Origin of the sequence: Paraburkholderia sp. UCT70 (genome assembly GCF_050434085.1) — a bacterium.
Classification (GTDB): Bacteria; Pseudomonadota; Gammaproteobacteria; order Burkholderiales; family Burkholderiaceae; genus Paraburkholderia; species Paraburkholderia tuberum.
On record NZ_JBNPVZ010000002.1, the window covers coordinates 1,128,683 to 1,147,049 of the forward strand.

15 protein-coding genes and 1 pseudogene are annotated in these 18,367 nt (G+C 62.5%); 11 read left to right on the plus strand and 5 right to left on the minus strand.

Annotated features, from left to right (window positions below; genetic code table 11):
- Positions 1 to 89: 89 nt before the first annotated feature.
- Together OKW41_RS07480 and OKW41_RS07485 are read left to right on the plus strand one after the other, a co-directional pair.
- On the plus strand, positions 90 to 407 hold the full coding sequence (locus tag OKW41_RS07480; protein WP_429572062.1) for a hypothetical protein: 318 nt from the start codon (positions 90 to 92) through the stop codon (positions 405 to 407).
- A 589-nt stretch (positions 408 to 996) separates the two neighbouring features.
- Positions 997 to 2,895: an ATP-dependent metallopeptidase FtsH/Yme1/Tma family protein gene (locus OKW41_RS07485; RefSeq protein ID WP_429572063.1), complete on the plus strand. Its 1,899-nt coding sequence runs from the start codon at positions 997 to 999 to the stop codon at positions 2,893 to 2,895.
- Positions 2,896 to 3,096: 201 nt separating this feature from the next.
- On the opposite strand, the gene OKW41_RS07490 is transcribed toward OKW41_RS07485, so the two are convergent.
- Entirely contained in the window at positions 3,097 to 4,221 is a 1,125-nt protein-coding gene (locus OKW41_RS07490) for an acyltransferase family protein (protein WP_429572064.1), read from the minus strand.
- Between the two features lie 384 nt (positions 4,222 to 4,605).
- Here OKW41_RS07490 and OKW41_RS07495 point away from each other — a divergent pair, with 384 nt between their 5' ends.
- From OKW41_RS07495 to OKW41_RS07510, 4 genes are all read left to right on the plus strand, one after another.
- A complete protein-coding gene (locus OKW41_RS07495) occupies positions 4,606 to 5,721 on the plus strand; it encodes an OpgC domain-containing protein (RefSeq protein WP_429445890.1) in 1,116 nt (371 codons plus the stop codon).
- A gap of 35 nt (positions 5,722 to 5,756) precedes the next feature.
- Complete coding sequence (locus tag OKW41_RS07500; protein ID WP_429573361.1) at positions 5,757 to 7,412, plus strand: tannase/feruloyl esterase family alpha/beta hydrolase; 1,656 nt, start codon at positions 5,757 to 5,759, stop codon at positions 7,410 to 7,412.
- A 256-nt stretch (positions 7,413 to 7,668) separates the two neighbouring features.
- Positions 7,669 to 8,595, plus strand: a complete 927-nt coding sequence (locus tag OKW41_RS07505) for an ABC transporter ATP-binding protein (RefSeq protein ID WP_429445894.1) — start codon at positions 7,669 to 7,671, stop codon at positions 8,593 to 8,595.
- The gene (locus OKW41_RS07510) at positions 8,592 to 9,353 is read left to right on the plus strand and encodes an ABC transporter permease (RefSeq protein WP_184037297.1); all 762 of its coding nucleotides are present in this window, start codon (positions 8,592 to 8,594) and stop codon (positions 9,351 to 9,353) included. The genes OKW41_RS07505 and OKW41_RS07510 overlap by 4 nt, the downstream gene beginning before the upstream one ends.
- Before the next feature lie 76 nt (positions 9,354 to 9,429).
- Here the strand turns inward: OKW41_RS07510 and OKW41_RS07515 are convergent, their stop codons facing one another.
- Entirely contained in the window at positions 9,430 to 10,431 is a 1,002-nt protein-coding gene (locus tag OKW41_RS07515; RefSeq protein WP_429572065.1) for an autoinducer binding domain-containing protein, read from the minus strand.
- A 182-nt stretch (positions 10,432 to 10,613) separates the two neighbouring features.
- Here OKW41_RS07515 and OKW41_RS07520 point away from each other — a divergent pair, with 182 nt between their 5' ends.
- The 3 genes from OKW41_RS07520 to OKW41_RS07530 all read left to right on the plus strand — a co-directional run bounded on the left by OKW41_RS07520 (position 10,614) and on the right by OKW41_RS07530 (position 13,416).
- Entirely contained in the window at positions 10,614 to 11,525 is a 912-nt protein-coding gene (locus OKW41_RS07520) for an AraC family transcriptional regulator (protein WP_184037292.1), read from the plus strand.
- A 299-nt stretch (positions 11,526 to 11,824) separates the two neighbouring features.
- Positions 11,825 to 12,250, plus strand: a complete 426-nt coding sequence (locus tag OKW41_RS07525; protein WP_018424716.1) for a DUF3830 family protein — start codon at positions 11,825 to 11,827, stop codon at positions 12,248 to 12,250.
- A gap of 131 nt (positions 12,251 to 12,381) precedes the next feature.
- Positions 12,382 to 13,416, plus strand: coding sequence for an SGNH/GDSL hydrolase family protein (locus tag OKW41_RS07530; RefSeq protein ID WP_429572066.1), 1,035 nt, complete (start codon positions 12,382 to 12,384; stop codon positions 13,414 to 13,416).
- Positions 13,417 to 13,490: 74 nt separating this feature from the next.
- On the opposite strand, the gene OKW41_RS07535 is transcribed toward OKW41_RS07530, so the two are convergent.
- From OKW41_RS07535 to shiA, 3 genes and pseudogenes are all read right to left on the minus strand, one after another.
- The gene (locus tag OKW41_RS07535) at positions 13,491 to 13,619 is read right to left on the minus strand and encodes an MFS transporter small subunit (protein WP_429445904.1); all 129 of its coding nucleotides are present in this window, start codon (positions 13,617 to 13,619) and stop codon (positions 13,491 to 13,493) included.
- A gap of 10 nt (positions 13,620 to 13,629) precedes the next feature.
- Complete coding sequence (locus tag OKW41_RS07540) at positions 13,630 to 15,033, minus strand: L-lactate MFS transporter (protein WP_429572067.1); 1,404 nt, start codon at positions 15,031 to 15,033, stop codon at positions 13,630 to 13,632.
- Between the two features lie 414 nt (positions 15,034 to 15,447).
- Positions 15,448 to 16,766, minus strand: a pseudogene (gene shiA, locus OKW41_RS07545) (shikimate transporter).
- Between the two features lie 373 nt (positions 16,767 to 17,139).
- Here shiA and OKW41_RS07550 point away from each other — a divergent pair.
- Positions 17,140 to 17,358 (plus strand): hypothetical protein, encoded by a 219-nt coding sequence (locus OKW41_RS07550; RefSeq protein WP_184010619.1) that lies wholly within the window; start codon positions 17,140 to 17,142, stop codon positions 17,356 to 17,358.
- The gene (locus tag OKW41_RS07555; protein ID WP_013091210.1) at positions 17,336 to 18,055 is read left to right on the plus strand and encodes a GntR family transcriptional regulator; all 720 of its coding nucleotides are present in this window, start codon (positions 17,336 to 17,338) and stop codon (positions 18,053 to 18,055) included. Before OKW41_RS07550 ends, OKW41_RS07555 begins: the two co-directional genes overlap by 23 nt.
- Positions 18,056 to 18,367 lie beyond the last annotated feature (312 nt).

Consider the following 18,367-nt stretch of genomic DNA (forward strand, 5'->3'; position numbering starts at 1 on the left):
GGTCAAACGGTCAGATTGCAGATCGCTTTCGACTTTAGCGATCGATGCGGCGAAGTCAACAGGCCAACAGGAGGACGCGGGGAGCGAAGATGAGCCTCACCAACAGGCAAGCAGCCGCGCGACGCGGCGGGCGGCTTCCGGCCAGATTCGCGGATGGCCACTTGCAGCATCTCGAGAGTGTGCTTGGCTTCGTGACGCGCAAGGGCGCCGCGCAATCCGGTGAACTCGACCACGTCTATTGGGAGCGGCGTATTCGCGCGCTCGAGGACACGCATCATCTGATCCAGAATCAGCGCACGCGCATCGCGAAGCTGCGCGACATGTTGCGCTTGCAGGCTCGGGCCAGCGGCGCACGGCGGCCTGAGATGTCGGGGTCGTCCGCGAAGACCGAAAGAAGTGCAGCGTAGGAAAGAACCGTCGATGCCGCTCGGCGCCGGCACCCAAAAAGCAGAACCTGAGAGAAAAGTGACGATGACGCGAACGGGTCCACAGAGACCCGTCGCTCATCCGCCGGTATTGCCCAGTTGATTCCAAAATCCTGCTTAATCGTGGCCTTTTTCAGATCATTCAGGTCTGTCTAAATTGCGCCTTTGCCAGTAATTCTGACTGATTTTAATTGGGGTGCGGTTTGATATAGACATTTAAAAACACGCGCCGCTTTTTACGCTGATAAACTGTGCGCCGGAGCCAAGGCGGCGACGCCCTGCGCGCGGTTTCCGCGTTCCCTTCCGGCGTGTCGATGGCCGGATAGACGGTACAAATAGGCCCTTTCCGCGACTTTGACAGACGCGTACCGCCCGGCAACTGCCTTCGGCTAACGCGGCTCACCGGGACGCACAGATCGTCCTCCTTCTGAATTGTCCTTTGAGCCTCGCCGTGTGGCGCTTCGCCCCAGCCGATTTTCCGCAGACTCCGCCTTCCGATTTCGACAGGTAAGTTCGACAGACAGCTTGATTAAGTAAGGGCTTGTTCAAGTCCGCTTTTTGGAAATGACTCATGAAGCCGGGAAATAATTCGCTTGGGAAAAAGCGCGCACGCAAAATTGCGATGGCGGCTGTGGCGGTGCTGATCGCGGTGTTGGTCGGTTGGGGCGTCTGGTATATCCAGCATCGCGCCAAGCCGCAGGCGCCGGCACTGAGCGGCATCGCGAGCCAGATGCGTCACGATGCATCCGCGTGGACGCATGCGGAGAAGGATGCGTCCACGATGCTGCGCGACATTCACGATACCAACGTCGCGGCGATCGGCGTGAGTCCCAACGCGATTCTGGTGTCGCTGCGTGACGGCTCGAAGTACTTCGTCACCGATCACAACGCAACCTTCTCGCACGCGCTGCTGCTGGGCGAGCGCTCCGACGCCGCCGCGTATCAGCTCGTATGGCTGCCCGACGTCGACATCCACAGCGACGGCGCACGCTGGACCCAGCTGTTCGAACAGTTCCGCGACGCGCTGAGCGTGCTGCTGCCGCTCGCGCTGATCGGCGGCATGGCGTGGTTCATGCGACGCGAGATGAAGGGCGGCGCGAAGCTGCTCAGCGAAACACCGACGCTGCGTTTCGACGACGTGATCGGCGCGAACGAAGCGAAGGCCGCGCTCGCCGACATTCGCGGTTACCTGTCCGATCCGAAGCAGTTCTCGTCGCTGGGCGTGCGCGCGCCGTGCGGCATCCTGATGGTCGGCGCGCCCGGCGTCGGCAAGACGCGGCTCGCGCAGGCGCTGGCCGGCGAATGCGGCGCGAACTTCATTTCGATCACGGGCAGCTATTTCAGCGCGAAGTACTACGGTGTCGGTATCCAGAAGGTGCGGCACCTGTTCGAACTCGCGCGCAAGAACGCGCCGACGGTCATCTTCATCGACGAAGCGGACGGTCTCGCGAAACGAACCGACACCGGCGGTGGTCCGGTCGAAGCCGAAAGCAACCGGATCATCAACCAGCTGCTCGCGGAGATGGACGGCTTCGAGTCGAACGAGGGCGTGATCGTCGTGGCCGCGACCAACCATCCCGACAATCTGGACGAAGCATTGCGCCGCCCCGGCCGTTTCGATCGCACGGTGCAGGTGCGTCTGCCGGATCGCGAAGACCGCGCCAAGATTTTCCGTTTCTACGCGCAGCGGCTGAAGTCGAAAGCGGCGGATATCGACTACGACCAGCTCGCGCGTTTGACGACTGGACTGTCGCCGGCCACCGTCGCGATGGTCGTGAATCAGGCGGGGCTGATCGCGCGCAAGGCGGGCGATAACGAAATCGCCGCGAAGCACTTCATGGAAGCAATCAAGATCGCGCGCATCGGCGACGTGAGCGGCGCCGAGCGCGCGCTCACCGAGGACGAGCGCAAGCGCATCGCGGTGCATGAGGCGGGTCACGGTCTGGTCGCCGCGCTGCTTGGCACCGGCGTGCTCGAGGAAGTGACGATTCTGCCGCGTGGCGGCGCGCTTGGCGTCGCGCTGATCACGAAGGCGCAGGACAAGCACCTGTACCGCGAAACGGAAATCCGCAACGAGATCCAGGTGCTGCTCGGCGGACGCAACGCGGAGATTCTGATGTTCTCCGAAGCATCGAGCGGCGCCGCGTCGGACTTGCAGGAGGCCTCGCGTATCAGCCTCGACATGGTGTCGAAGTTCGGCTTCAACAGCGACGGCGATCTGTTCAGTCTCGCGGCGCTGCCGTCGCAGTACGCGGGCCTGCAAATGAAGAGCGCAATCGAGCATGCGAACGTGCTGCTCAAGGAGCTCAACGAACTTTGCTACGGGCTACTGCACGCGTACGAGCCGGTACTGCGCGACATTTCGGACCAGTTGCTCGAGCACGAGACCGTACCCGGGGACACCGTTTATCGGTTCATCGCCGAGCACAAGAGCACGCTGAAGATCGTGCACGAGCCTGCGGCGGCTTGACGGGCGCTGATGATGCGCTACGCGAAGTCCGACGATCCCGGGTCGGTCGGCATCGCGGGAAAGCGCCTCGCGCATCGTGTTCTTCTTTCGTTTGGCCGGTTCGGTCCCGTGGAGTGCGTCAGATGAGGGGCGACCGGGTGGTGAGGCCGAATGATAGCGTGAGGCGTGTAGCCGGATAGATCGGCGACCCGGTTCGATCTTTCAGGCTACGTCGGAAGCGACGTTCTCCGCTCCTTTCAATACCGATTCGCCGCGCGTCTTCACTCGCAAAATCGGCGCCTCGATCAACCGCCACGACAGCACCGCAATGCCAAGCGAAATCGCAAACGACGCGACGATGCCAAGCGTATGTGCCCACATCGGCACGCTGCCGCCAAACAACGCCTCGGCGTGACGGTTACGCGTCAGATCGGGGATCAGGTTGTGATACAGATAGAAGCCGTAACTGATACGCCCAAGACCGGCGAGCCAACGCGTCTGTAGCAGACCCATCACGGCAGCATTGCGGCAACACGCGATCGAAGCCACCAGCGCCGCGATACCGATCCCGTACGTTGCGCTGATCGCGGTAAACAGCAAGGGATCGTCGAGCATGTTCCACCTCGGCTCGGCCGCGCACAAGCCGATCACGACCAGACTCAGCGCGAACAGCGTCAGGCCATGACCGAGCCAGGCACGCACGCGGCCGCGATCGTCCTCGATCACCAGACCACCGATGCCGCCCAACGCGAGCAACCATACATTGCTCAACGGATGCGTATAAATCGTGATCTCATCCCAGTGCGCGGCGCGCATCGCGAACAGCGCGGCAAGGCCGAGCGCCACGATCGCCCAACATGCCGCTCGATGTCGCCGCGTCGCGAGCAGCAGCAAAAACGGCGCAACGACGAGATAGAACTGCTCCTCGATCGCGAGGCTCCACAAGTGCGAATAGCGGCCCGGCCAGTAACGCAGCACCGAGCCGATCCAGAAGTTGGACAGATACGCGAAGTGAAACGGCATGCCGCTCGCCAGTTCCGGATTTGCGAGGCCGAATGCCATCAGCACGCACATCACGACGAGCATCAGGTAATAGATCGGAAAGATGCGCACCGTGCGACGAAACAGAAAGCGCCCGAGTTCGGTGCGGAAACAGCTGTCGCCCTCTTCGATGCGCGCGCGCCGCGACGACAGGATGCCGATGATCAGAAAGCCGCTCAGCGCAAAGAAGATCCACACGCCGAGATGCCCGATTTCGCCGATGTCGCCGAAGAGTCGATGCTGCAGAAACACCATCAGCACAGCGATCGCGCGCAATCCATCGAATCCGGCAATTCTGTTTTTCATAAACCTCTATTCGCAAAGCGGCGGAAAAGCACGAAAACATCGTACGGGGAAAAAATGCGAAAAAAATCGCAGCGCGCGTTCGATGATTTATTTTCGAGGCTCGCGTCCATCCATGAAGACGGGTGTCCCTGTTTCGTGCATGAAAAGTCGCAAAACTTTCCGCGTGTTCGCCAAAGACGCGCCGAGTATTACCAGTCGCCAACGACTCCATTTCAGAAAGCCGTTGTGAAAGCGAACATTAGAGGCGGATCGTCAGCGCCTTCGCCTGCGTCATAGGTGATGCATTGAACGATCGAGTCTTTTGTCGTTCGCACAGGTTGGCACGCTGATGCGTGGCCATTCACGTTCTTGCGTGCCGCCAGCGCGCATTCTTCGAGAAGACGAATGGAAACCCCGGGCCGTGGCCGTGGACGATCGGTCGAAGTCGATTTCTTTCGCGGTATCGTGCTGATCGTCATCGTGCTCGATCACATTCCCGGCAGCACGCTATCGCACCTGATGCTGCACGCGTACGCGTTGTGCGATTCGGCCGAGGTGTTCGTATTTCTCGGCGGCTATGCATCGGCGGCGGCGTATACGGCGGTGCTTGCGCATCGCGGCGAACACGCGGCGCAGCTGCGCTTCGTCAAACGCTGCGGGGAGATCTATCGCGCGTATCTGTTGACGGCGATGCTGACGCTCGTGTCCGGCGCGATTCTCGCGCTGCTCGATCTGAATCGGCCGATGGTAGAAATGACCGGTTGGCCGCCGTTCGCGTTGCAGCCATGGCGTCAAGCATTCGATATCGCGCTGTTGCGCCGGCAACCGTATCTGTCCAGCGTGCTGCCGATGTACGTGCTATTCGCGCTATGCGTGCCCATGATGATGCCGCTCGCGCGCCGCTCTGCATCGCTCGCGCTCGCGGTGAGCGTCGCGGTGTGGGCCGTCGCGCGGCCGCTCGCCGCGTTATTCAGCATTGACGCCGTCGCCGACTGGGCTTTTAATCCGTTTGCGTGGCAACTGATGTTCGTGCTCGGTATGCTGTGCCGCGTCCAGCCGATCAGCGAACGTTTTCATGCGAGCTATGCCGCGCAGTGGCTCACGCGCGTCGCGGTGGTCGCGTTGCTTGGCTTCGCGATGGTCAAACTTTTCGTGCTGACGCAGCCTTTGCCCGGCACGCACAAGCAGAATCTTTCAGTGGAACGTGTGATCAATTTCATCGTCATCGCGTGGCTCGCCGCCCAGTTCGTGCGGATGGGCAGTATCGCGTGGCTAGCGAGGCGGCTGCCCGCCGTCGTGACGGTGGGGCGCACCGGACTCGTGTGCTTCGTGACCGGCACGCTGGTGTCGTTGATCATCGACACGGCGACACCGCACACGTTTCACGGTTTTCGCGCGGTGCTGGTCGGGCTCGGCGGCGACCTCGCGGCGATCGGCGCGCTGCTGATGATCGCGCGCGGCTGGAGCGGCTGGAAAGGGCAGCAGTCGGGCGCACAGGCGAATGGCGCGGGTTGCGGATGACACGACGCGAGCGCCGCGGGCGCATCACGACCACGATGCGCACTACGCGCAAGCTCGTTGGACTCGCAACCGTGATGAGCGTCGTCGTGCTCGCGTGGCTCGCGATGCATCGCACGGCCGCGCAGGCCAAAGGGACACCGTTCGCGATGCACTGCGCGGAGTTCGCGGGCGCGGTGCTGTCGCCCGAATTGATCGAGATGCCGACGGCCGGCGCGCTGATCGAAAGCGCGGCGATGATCGGCGCGACCGCGCCGGGCAATCAGCAAGGCGGCGAGTATTGCCGCATCACGGGCCGCATCAAGGCGCTGAATCGGACGACGCCCGACATCCGCTTCGATCTGAATCTGCCGCGTCGTTGGAATGGCCGTGCGTTGCAGATCGGCGGCGGCGGGTACAACGGCGTGGTTGTCAGCGGCACCGGCGTGATGCCGTTCTCGCCGGATCGCGCGCCGCTCGCGCAAGGCTACGCGACGTTCGGTGACGACTCGGGGCATGTCGGCGATTCGTCGCTCGCGGAGTTTGGTCTCGTCGATGAAGCGGTGACGAACTTCGGCTACGCACATCTGAAGAAAACCCATGACGTCGCGCTCGCGTTGATCGCGCACGCGTACGGCAGGCCGCCGCAGCGCATGTATTTTGCCGGCGGCTCGACGGGGGGCCGCGAAGGCTACACGGTGATGCAGCGCTTCCCCGACGACTACGACGGCGTAATCGCCAATGCGCCCGCGCTGAATTTTTCCGGCGTGCGGCTGATCGGCGTGAAGCTCGGCCAGGCCGAGTACGGTACGCCGGGCGGCTTCGTGCCGCCGGCGCTGCTCGAACGCGTCTATCAACGCACGCTCGAGGTATGCGACCGGCTCGACGGCACGGCGGACGGCATCGTCAGCGACGTCGAAGCATGTCGCGCGCACGAAGCGCAAATTGTCGATTCGCTGCGTTGCGCGCTGCGCCCTTCATCTGACGATGCGTGTCTGACCGACGCACAACTGGCCACCTTGCTGGCGATGCGCGACGGGCTGTCGCTGTCGTATCGGCTCGCGTGGGAGGTGAGCGGCTATCGCGGCTACAACGTGTTCCAGGGCACGCAACTGACCGGCGCACTCGGGCTCGCGCATCAGCCGCGGCGTCAACCGGTGCCGACGTTCTATGCGAACGGCTATCTGTTCGCGCAAGGCGACGGCTATCTGCGCTACTTCGTCGCGCGCGACGCGGACTTCGATTCGTTGACGTTCGATCCGCAACGCCCCGGCAAATATCGCGCGCAACTGATCGCGCTGTCGGGCACGATCGGCGCGATGAACCCCGACCTGTCGCGTTACATCGCGCACGGCGGCAAGCTGATCACGCTGCAGGGTCTCGCCGATGAAGTGATCAGCCCGAACCAGACGATCGCATATCACGACGCGCTAGTCGCGCGTTTCGGCAAGGACGAGGTCGATCGCTTCATGCGGCTGTACATGGTGCCGGGGTTTCAGCATGGCAACGGCGTGTTCATTCCATCGGTCGATCTGCTCGGCGCGCTCGACGCGTGGGTCACGCGCGGCGTCGCACCCGAAACGCTGATGGCCACAGATCTCGCCGTGGCGACGAATGGACGCTCGCGGCCGCTGTGCCGCTATCCCGGGTTTCCGCGCTATCTCGGCCGAGGCAATGTAAATCTGGCGAGTAGTTTTGTCTGTGCGCAGCCCTGAGGTCTGAGTTGTCGCAGCGCCTGTTTGACCGGCGAGCCGCGCAAGAAAGCGTGCGGACCGAGCCGGGGCTCACGCCCGACGAGCCGACAGCCCGAGCGCCACCGCCTTTTCGCGCACGTAGCGCCGCAACCGCACGATCTGTTCGTCCGCTCGCGTGTGCTGCACGCTTTCGCACTTTCCATTACATTGCGGATGCGGCGCGTTCCTTCGCGCCGTTTCCTCTCATTCAACAGCGGTGTCGGCCATCATCGAGTCCATGCAGCCAATCGTTTCGGTCACGAATCTGTCGAAAACCTACGCCAGCGGTTTTCAGGCACTGAAGAACATCAATCTGGCGATCCACCGTGGAGAAATCTTCGCGCTGCTCGGGCCGAACGGCGCGGGCAAGACCACGCTGATCAGCATCGTCTGCGGCATCGTCAACGCGAGCGAAGGCGGCGTGACGGTGGATGGCCACGACATCGGCTCCAACTATCGCGCGGCCCGCTCGCTGATCGGCCTCGTGCCGCAGGAGTTGACCGCGGACGCGTTCGAAACGGTCTGGGCCACCGTGTCGTTCAGCCGCGGCCTGTTCGGCAAGCCGAAGAACCCCGCTTACATCGAGAAAGTGCTGCGCGACCTGTCGCTATGGGAGAAGCGCAACAACAAGATCATCACGCTGTCGGGCGGCATGAAGCGGCGCGTGTTGATCGCGAAGGCGCTGTCGCACGAGCCGCGCGTGCTGTTTCTCGACGAGCCGACCGCCGGCGTCGACGTCGAGCTGCGGCGCGACATGTGGAAGCTCGTGCGCTCGCTCGCGACGAGCGGCGTGACGATCATCCTGACCACGCATTACATCGACGAAGCCGAGGAGATGGCCGACCGCATCGGCGTGATCAACGCGGGCGAAATCATGCTGGTCGAAGAGAAGACCGAGCTGATGCGCAAGCTCGGCACGAAGCAGTTGACGCTGCAACTGGAGAGCCCCCTCGACACGGTGCCGGCTTCGCTCGCCGGCTACGGGCTCGCGGTCGCGAACGGCGGCAACGAACTGACCTACACCTATGAAGGCGAGGGCGGGCGCACCGACATCATCGCGCTGCTGAAATCGCTCGACGACGCCGGTATCCGCTTCAAGGACCTGCACACCACGCAGAGTTCGCTCGAAGACATTTTCGTCAGTCTGCTGCGGGGGAACCCATGAATATCTACGCAATGCGCGCGATCTACAAGTTCGAAATGGCGCGCACGTGGCGCACGCTGATGCAAAGCATCATCGCGCCGGTGATTTCCACGTCGCTGTACTTCGTCGTGTTCGGCTCGGCGATCGGCTCGCGTATCAAGGAAGTGGAGGGCATCAGCTACGGCGCGTTCATCGTGCCGGGTCTGATCATGTTGTCGCTGCTGTCGCAAAGCATCGCGAACGCGTCGTTCGGGATTTACTTCCCGCGTTTCACTGGCACGATCTACGAGCTGCTGTCGGCGCCCGTATCGTATCTGGAGATCGTCGTCAGCTATGTGGGCGCGGCGGCCACCAAGTCGATCCTGCTCGGGCTCATCATTCTCGCGACCGCCGCGCTGTTCGTGCCGTTGCAGATCATGCATCCATTCTGGATGGTGCTGTTTCTCGTGCTGACGGCCGTCACGTTCAGTCTGCTCGGCTTCATCATCGGCATCTGGGCGGACAGCTTCGAGAAGCTGCAACTGGTGCCGCTCCTGATCGTCACGCCGCTCACGTTTCTCGGCGGCGCCTTCTATTCGGTGGACATGCTGCCGCCGTTCTGGCGCGCCGTCACGCTGTTCAATCCGATCGTTTATCTGGTCAGCGGATTTCGCTGGAGTTTCTACGAGTTGGGCGACGTCGGCGTCGGCCTGAGTCTCGGCATGACACTGCTGTTCCTCGCGGTGTTCCTCGTGATCGTCGGCTGGATCTTCAGGACCGGCTATCGCTTGAAAAGCTGATAAGACCGCGCGATTAGCAGAGGGCGCGACAGCGAGACGCCGTCGCGCCCTCTTCATCGATACGCGGAGACGCCGACTACAACAGATACGCCTGCGCGACATTGATCAACTGCACGCGGTTGCGCACGTTGAAGAGCTGCCGCAAGCGCCGCAGATGATAGTCGACGTTATGCGGCGACAGCCCGAGGAAATACGCGATTTCCTTGTCGCGCTGCCCCTGCACGACCGCCTTCAGCACCGCGTGCTGCAGCTTGCTGAGCACGACGCGCTGCTGCTGCGCGGGCGCGATGCCGATCACGCTTTTCGCGTGCATCCAGATGAACTCATGAATCGAGTGCGCGAACATCAGCGTTTCCGCGACGATCGATTCGGTCATCCAGCGCGGGTTGCCGATCTCCGAATTGAAGCACAGGCTCGCGCTCAGCTCCGGCTCCGGCAGCGGCATCTGCGTGAGAATGCCGCTCTTGCGGCCGGTCGCCTCCAGCATGTCGATCAGCGCGCCGAGCCGCTCGCTGCGCAGCTGCGCGCGCGGCAGATCGGCGCGCAGGTCGGCGGTATTCCACAGAAACGGCATGCCGGTCGGCGACGCGAGCGCGACGCGCGGGTCGAGCTCGAAATAGCGCTCGCGGAAATAGCGCGTGAGCCATGCCTGCGACTCGTAGCTCGTCAACACGAACATCGTCTTGTGATGCGAAGACGTGCGCGTGGCGGTATAGCTGAACGAGTCGAAGCCCAATTGCCTGATGCGCTGACGCACGAACTCCATGCGGTCCTGCGCGCTGCCGAACCGTCCGAGCGGACCGATCAGCGGCGCGGCCCGCCGCGCCGCGGGTGACGGCGTGCCGATCTCTTCCTCGGTGAACAGAGTCAGAAAGCCACTGCGACACGCACCATTCGCGGCGCGGGGAGACATCTTCACTGCTTCAGCCGCGTGGGCTGATTTCGCGGCGTGCCGCGCGCCGGCCGGGTAAGCCGGTTGGGCGGATGCCGCTCTCGGGTGTGCTGCCGACGCGTGCCCGGCTTCGCCTTGCGGCGAGCCGGTCAGCCATTGCGGCAGCGTATCGCATTCATGTTCCATGAAACGGTAGCTCCGGCGTTCTAAACGCGTGAAAGACGACAACCTCAATGATTAGCGATTTCGTGAAATGTCGGTAGCCGGTTCCTTGCTATCATTTTTGTGATCTTGCGCTGACAGTGGACCGGCAATACGGGTACGGCGGCGTTTCTCCTTCCATACGGCACCTCCTTCGAGGGGATGTGATGGCACGAATTCCCAAGCTCACGACGACGCTCGCCTACGACCGCTACATGGCCGGCCAGCGACTCGTGTCGAGCGTGGATCGCGAGTGGCGGCATCTGGTGCTGCGCTCGTATCTCGAGCCGGTGCGGCAAGACCTGCTCGAAGCGCCCGGTTTGCGCGACTTCACGCTGATGACGCTCGCGAGCGGCGCCGAGCATCTCGAACGCAACCTCGGCGGAGCATGGGAAAGCGCCGATATGCGCGTGAACGACCTGTGGTTCGTGCCGCCCACGCCGATCTCGTGGCGCTGGCATTCGATCAGCGACGAGCCGTTGTCTACGTTGCACGTGCACATCGAGCGCGATTTGATCGACAGCGTCGCGCAACAGATGGGGCTCGACGCGTCGCGTGAACTGTCGCTCGGCGACGCGATGCGCTTCAACGATCCGCTGATCGCCGCGATGCTTGCCGCGCTGCATCGCGCCGCCCGCGATCCGGCCGATTCGCGTCTGTATGTCGATACGCTGGCTCACGCGCTCGCCGCGCACCTGCTGCAGCACTATTCGAGCGGCAACGACGCGCGGCGCGGCGGCGCGACGCGGCCCGAACGGCTGGTGCCGCGCCGGATCCGCCGAGTGACCGAGTACATCCGCACCAATCTCGCCGAAGATCTGGCGATCGCCGAACTGGCCGAGCAGGCCGGCCTAAGCAGTTTTCATTTTGCTCGGGTGTTTCGCCGCGAGACCGGGGAGACGCCGCATCAGTTCGTGACGCGCTTGCGGCTCGAGGAAGCGGCGAGGCTGCTGCGCGCCACGGATCGAACCGTCCTGCAAATCGCGCTCGAAGTTGGCTTCGAGAATGCCAGTCATTTCTCCGTGCAGTTCAAGCGTGGCTATGGTGCGACGCCGCTCGCCTACCGGCTGCGCGCTTGAGATGCACGCCGGCTGATGCTTGCCTGCGCACGCCGTAACGGCTCGCCCTTCTAAGGTAGGAATCACGCACTTGCGCAGTGTGCTTTGCATTGCGCGGCTTGCAAACTACGAACTTTCGTGGCGGCGCGCGGTGCAAACTGGCATGGCACGTGGCGCAAGGCTTCGCGGTCGGCCGGCCGCCCGCGATCGGACGTGGTCTAAATGGACTGACCGCGGCGCCGACAACTGTATCTGTCGAAACCTTGCATAGGACGACAGAATCGAACCGCCTTTGAACCCCACACACTGGATGACGCGCCATGACCCGACTCAAGATGACCGCCTGCGGCCACGCCTTCATCGCCGAAACCCATCCCGATGCGCCGCAGACCGTGGCCGCCTTCCTGAAGCTGCTGCCGTACCGGCAGAAGCTGATCCATGTGCGCTGGAGCGGTGAGGGCTGCTGGGTGCCGCTCGGCGAATTCAAGCTCGAGAACGACGGCGTCGCGGTCGGCTTCGAGAATCACACGAGCCATCCATCGGTCGGCGACATCCTGTTCTATCCGGGCGGCTATAGCGAGACCGAGATCATCCTCGCATATGGCTCATGCTGCTTCGCGAGCAAGATGGGGCAACTCGCGGGCAATCATTTTCTGACGATCGTCGAAGGCAAGGAAAAACTGCGCGAGCTCGGCACGAAGGTGCTGTGGGAAGGCGCCCAGGAGGTGGTGTTCGAGAGGCTTTGAGCGGGCCGCATTTCCTTGCTGGGCATACGCGATGCTTGTTTGAAGAGCCGCGTGCGGTCAGGTACCGATCCGGCACCGACCACGCACGTGAGGCACTCGACACCGCTGGCCCGCCCGGCGAGGAGGAGCAAATGCGAGGCATAAATGACAAGATCCGCGCTGTAGTTTTTGCCATGTCGATCGTGCTGCTCTCGGCTTGCGGCGGGGGCGGTAATGGCAGCGGCGGGTCGAGTAGCGGCGGCAGCACGGCGGCCGAGCCGGCTGGCGGCGTCAAGCTGCAGGTCGTGTCGTTCGGCGACAGCCTGTCGGACGTCGGGACTTATGCGCCGCTCGCAAGCGCGGTGGGAGGCGGGCGTTTCACGACCAATCCCGGCCAGGTGTGGGCCCAGCAGGTCGCGCAATACTACGGCGATACGCTCAGCGCCGCGTTCACGATCGATTTCACGCATAAGCTGAGTGCGCAGAGCGGCCTCGGTTATGCGGAAGGCGGCTCGACGGTGGCGACGCCGGCGAACCAGTACGACTATCTGAGCGACGTCATCGGCAACATCGAAATGCCTGTCAATCAGCAACTGTCGAGCTATCTGAGCGCTCACGGCAGCTTCAACGCCAATCAGCTCGTGCTCGTGTGGGTGGGCGCGAACGATGTGCTCCGCGCCGGCAACCTGCCCGCCGCGGCGCCGATCGTGCAGGCGGCGGCCACGACGCTCGCCCAGCTCGTCGGGCAGATCGTGCAGAACGGCGGCGCGCATGTGGTGGTGATCAATCTGCCGAATATCGGGCTGTCGCCGAAGGGGCTCGCTTCGGCCGATGGTGGCGCGAACCTTACGCAGTTGTCGCAGCTTTTCAACGCTACGTTGAACACCGCGTTGCAAACCGATGGGCTGCAGTCGAAGGTGATCGAGGTCGATTCGTACACGTGGACGAATCAGGTCATCGGAAGCTTTCAGGCGAACGGCTTTACCGTGTCGAATACGGGGCAGGCCTGCGATCCGAAGAAAACGCCCGATGACACCGCGCTGCTATGTTCGCCGGCGACCTATGTGAGCGCCAATGCGGATCAGACTTACATGTTCGCCGATGATTTGCATCCGACGACGCATATGCATGCGTTGTTTGCGCAGTTCGTCGAGCAGCAGATCGCGCGTAGTGGGTTGGGGCGGTGAGGGGATACTACGGCGGGGCGCGCTATCGGCACCCCGCCCCTCAACCAGGCCGGGGTGCGCGCCCCATCAGGTCATCACTTGAACAACTTCATCGCCTGCGTCAGCGTATTGATCACCCCCCAGGCAAGCGGAATCATCACATACAGCCAGAACACCGCAAGCATCACCTTGTTGGTCGGATGTACGGTTTGAACGGTCGACATACGGATCTCCTCATGCGCCCTTGGCGACTTGTGCATCGGTCATGTGGTGCTTCTCATCCACACGCTTGACCAGCAGGTTGCAGATAAAGCCGATCACGAGCAGCACGGCCATGATGTGCACGGTCATCGTGTACGCGTCCGCTTTGGCGACACCGTTCGCGAGTTCATATGCGCGGATGTAATTGACGAGCACCGGACCCGCTACACCCGCCGCCGCCCACGCGGTCAGGAGCCGTCCATGAATGCCGCCGACGAATGCCGTACCGAACATGTCGGCGAGATAGGCCGGCACCGTCGCGAAGCCGCCGCCGTACATGGACAGGATGATGCAGTACGTCAGCACGAACAGCGCGATCTGTCCGTTCGCGGCAAAGCTGGGCACGAGGTAGTAGAGCACCGCGCCGAGCACGAAGAAGATGGCGTAGGTGTTCTTGCGACCGATCCAGTCCGATGCCGACGACCACACGAAACGTCCACCCATATTGAACAGCGACAGCAATCCGACGAAGCCGGCCGCAGCCGACGCCGTCACGGTGTTCTTGAAGCTCTCCTGGATCATCACCGAGGCCTGGCCGAGAACGCCGATCCCGGCCGTCACGTTCAGGAACAGCACGAACCAGATCAGATAGAACTGCGGTGTTTTCAACGCCTGATCGATATGTACGTGGTTGCGCGAGATCAGCCGGTGCTGCGTGACTTCGGGCGGCGTCCAGCCGGCCGGCTTCCAGTCAACGGGCGGCACGCGGATCGCGAGAGCGCCGATCGTCATCGAGATGAAGTAGACGATGCCGAGCACGACGAAGGTCTCCGTGACGCCCACGCTCGTTGCGCTATGAAAGTGGTTCATCAGCGCGACCGACAACGGCGCCGCGATCATCGCGCCGCCACCAAAGCCCATGATCGCCATGCCGGTCGCCATGCCGCGGCGGTCCGGGAACCAGCGGATCAGCGTCGACACCGGCGACACATAACCGAGCCCCAGCCCGATCCCGCCGATCACGCCGTAACCGAGATATAGCAGCACGATCTGATGCAGATAGACGCCAAGCGCGGACACCAGGAACCCGCCGCCGAAACAGCATGCTGCCGTGAACATGGTGCGACGCGGACCGACGTGTTCGAGCCATTTGCCCGCGAATGCCGCCGACAAACCGAGGAACACGATCGCGAGCGAAAAGATCCAGCCGAGCGCGGTCAGCGACCAGTCATCGGGCGCGGACTGCGTGATCCCGATTACTTTGGTCAGCGGTCCGTTGAATACCGAGAACGCATAGGCCTGACCGATGCACAGATGCACGGCGAGCGCCGCGGGGGGCACCATCCAGCGCGAAAAGCCTGGCTGTGCGACGGTGGCCTGTTTGGAAAAAAATGGGGCTGAACCTCGTTGGCCGCCCGGCTCGCTGATGCTACTCATAAGTGGGTCTCCTTACAGTTGTTCTGTTTATCGGCGCTTCGTGCATTTACCTTGAGGCGGCGGAGTGTAACTTGTGCACGTCGTCGCGTCATCGCTATATGTACTTTTATTTCATATGAGCCAGATCCACGCACCCAAAATCGTGCCTGGCTCGACAATAGGACGTGGACGATGGCTTCGCAATATGAAGCGCGCGGACATAAGGTGTGAACCTGGTGAAACGCGCGTATTCTTCACGCGATCGTGCAAATCGTGGGACGCTCCGGGCGGGTTGCTTCGTACTTCCGACTAGAGCCACTATGCAAAGTCAGCAATAAACGAGACGCGCACGACGCGCGGCACAAAAAGAAACGGGCCGGCGCGGCTTCTTCACCGCGGCGGCCCGTCGTGTATCGACGGCGAGTTCCGCCGGTGTCAATCGATCTTGCGCCCGGTCTTCATGCGTGCTGCAACGAGTACCGAAATCAGACAGCCGATCGCCAGATACGCGGCCACCGGATGCCACGAGCCGCCCGCGAAGCTGACCAGCGCGACCGCGATGAACGGCGTGAATCCGCCGCCGACCACGCTCGCCACCTGATAGCCGACACCCGCGCCGCTATAGCGGTACTCGGTGCCGAACAGCTCGGTGAACATCGGCTGCTGGACGCTGACGACCATGTCGTGCGCGATGTTGGCAAGCATCACCGCGAACACGACGATCCATATTGTCGAACGCGCTTCGAGCGCGAGGAAGAACGGCACCGCGCTGAACACGCCGACCAGCGCGCCGATCATATAGATGCGACGGCGGCCGAAGCGATCCGCGAGCCAAGCGAAGCACGGGATCGTCACGCAGCTGAGCGCGCCGACGACGAAGCCGATCGTCAGGAAAAACTCGCGCGGCATGTGCAGGTTCGTGGTCGAGTAGCTCAGCGCGAACGCGGTCACGATGTACATCGTGAACAGCTCGGCGAGCCGCAGCGCGATGATCAGCAAAAAGGCCTTCGGATGGCGCAGCAGCGCTTCGACGATCGGTAGGCGCACACGGCGCTCGCCATGCTGGCCGACTTTCTCGACGAACTCCTGAGATTCCTCCATGCTCGAGCGGATCCACAGCGCGATCAGCACCAGTACGACGCTGAACAGAAACGGCAGACGCCAGCCCCAGCTGAGGAACGCGGCGTTGTCCATCGAGCGGCTGATCAGCGCGACGAGTCCCGTCGACAGCACGAGCCCGACGCCGTAGCCGACCTGCACGCCGCTGCTGTAAAAGGCCTTCTTTCTTCGGGCGCGCTTTCGACGGCCATCAACGCCGCGCCGCCCCATTCGCCGCCGACCGCAAAGCCCTGGATTGCGCGCAGCGTGACGAGCAGCACCGGCGCCAACCAGCCGATCGTCGAGAACGCCGGCAGCAGACCGATCGCGGCCGTCGACAGACCCATCATCATCACGGTGAGCACGAGCATGCGCTTGCGTCCGAGCCGGTCGCCGTAATGGCCGAACACGAAGCCGCCGAGCGGCCGGAACAGAAAGCCGACGCCGAAGGTCGCGAACGCGGCAAGCGTGCCCATCGCCGGGCCGACGTTCGGGAAGAACTCAGCGTTGAACACGAGCGCGGCGACGATGCCGTACAACAGGAAGTCGTACCAGTCGACCACGGCGCCGATAAAGCTGCCGAGCGCGGCCTTGCGAGCCCGACTGCGCGCATTGCGGTGAGTGGCCACTGTGGCCTGCGGGTGGGTGGTGCTCATCGAGTCTCCTTCAATGTGATATGTGCTTTAATCGATCGCGCCGCCCGGGCAAGGCTTTCGACGCGATCGATCCGCGGAGGGAATGTCCGGAAGGTTAATGACGCGCCCGGAATTCACAATCGGCGTGATGGTAAAAATGCGCGATCATCGCTCGCGGCTGCGCGAATAGCGCGCGTTTTGCGTGTTTACACCGAGCGCCACGGAGAACCGTCGCGGGGAATGATGTGGGCGAACCCGCGCAGCGCGCGGCGTGCTAACGTGAAAGTAATCTTAAAAACAACAGTCATTGATATACTACATACGAAATATTGAAAAATGCGGCGTTGCAGCATATGATTGAGGGATCAATCTTCTCAATCATCCGGAGTTACACGTGGAATTCGTGCCTCTTGCGCTGTTCGCCATGGCCGTCGTTGGGTTGGGCTGTGCCGCCACCGTTCTGCTGACCGACTGGATTCCCGAATCGGTCGCTGCACCTGCATCGCAACATGGCCGCTTCGTGGGTCTCGGCGAGCAGCGCGGCAAAACGGCGGCGCCGAATCGCGCGCGTGTTCAAGCAGAGGCGATGAATGTCGTCAGAACTTCCAACTGAAACAGTGGCCACCCCGTTGACCCTGTCGTTGCAGCCAATCGGCGCGAGTGCGAGCTTGCGCGATCAGGCCTATGCGATGCTGCGTCAGGCAATCGCCGACGCGGATATCTACCAGAATCGCGAAGAAATCCGTCTCGACGAGCGCGTGCTCAGCGAATCGCTCGGCGTGAGCCGCACGCCGGTGCGCGAAGCGATGACGCTGCTCGAGCAGGAAGGCTTCCTGCGCATGGTGCCGCGGCGTGGCATCTACATCGTGCGCAAGAGCAAACGCGAAATCGTCGAGATGATCCAGATGTGGGCCGCGCTCGAAAGCATGGCCGCGCGGCTCGCCACGCTGCATGCGACCGACGAGGAAATCGGCCGCTTGCGCCATATGTTCGACAATTTCCGCGACACGACGCCGGCCGAGCATATCGCCGAGTATTCGGACGCGAACATCGCGTTTCATCAGGCGATCGTCGAGCTGTCGAAGTCGCAGATCATTCTCGACACGATCAAGAACATCTTCATCCACGTGCGCGCGATCCGGCGCATGACCATCTCGCAGAGCGATCGGGCCGCGCGCTCTATCGTCGATCATCTGCGCATCATCGAGGCGCTCGAAAAGCGCGATACCGAACTCGCCGAGCGGCTCACGCGCCAGCATTCGCTCGATCTCGCGGCGTTCGTCGAAGCCAATTGCGATTTCCTCGATTGATGGCGGCGTAGACGCTGCCTGGCTGCTGATTTCGAAAAGCCCGCGTGTGCAAGCACTGCGGGCTTTTTTGCGTGCGCGCACTTCGAGCGATGCGCAGGTCGCGCGGCGGCGAACGGCAAACAAAACGAGATCGCCGCCGCGCTGCGGGATGAACCTTGCTTGACGGTCTTGAAAATATGGTATGTGATATATCAGCAATGACCGGTGTAACGCACGACCTGGTGTTTTCCCTTGAAATGACTGCCGCAGAGCCTTGTAGATTCGGCGCAAAGCTGCGGCTGGCAAGCTCGAGCAGCACAAACTTCGCGCCGT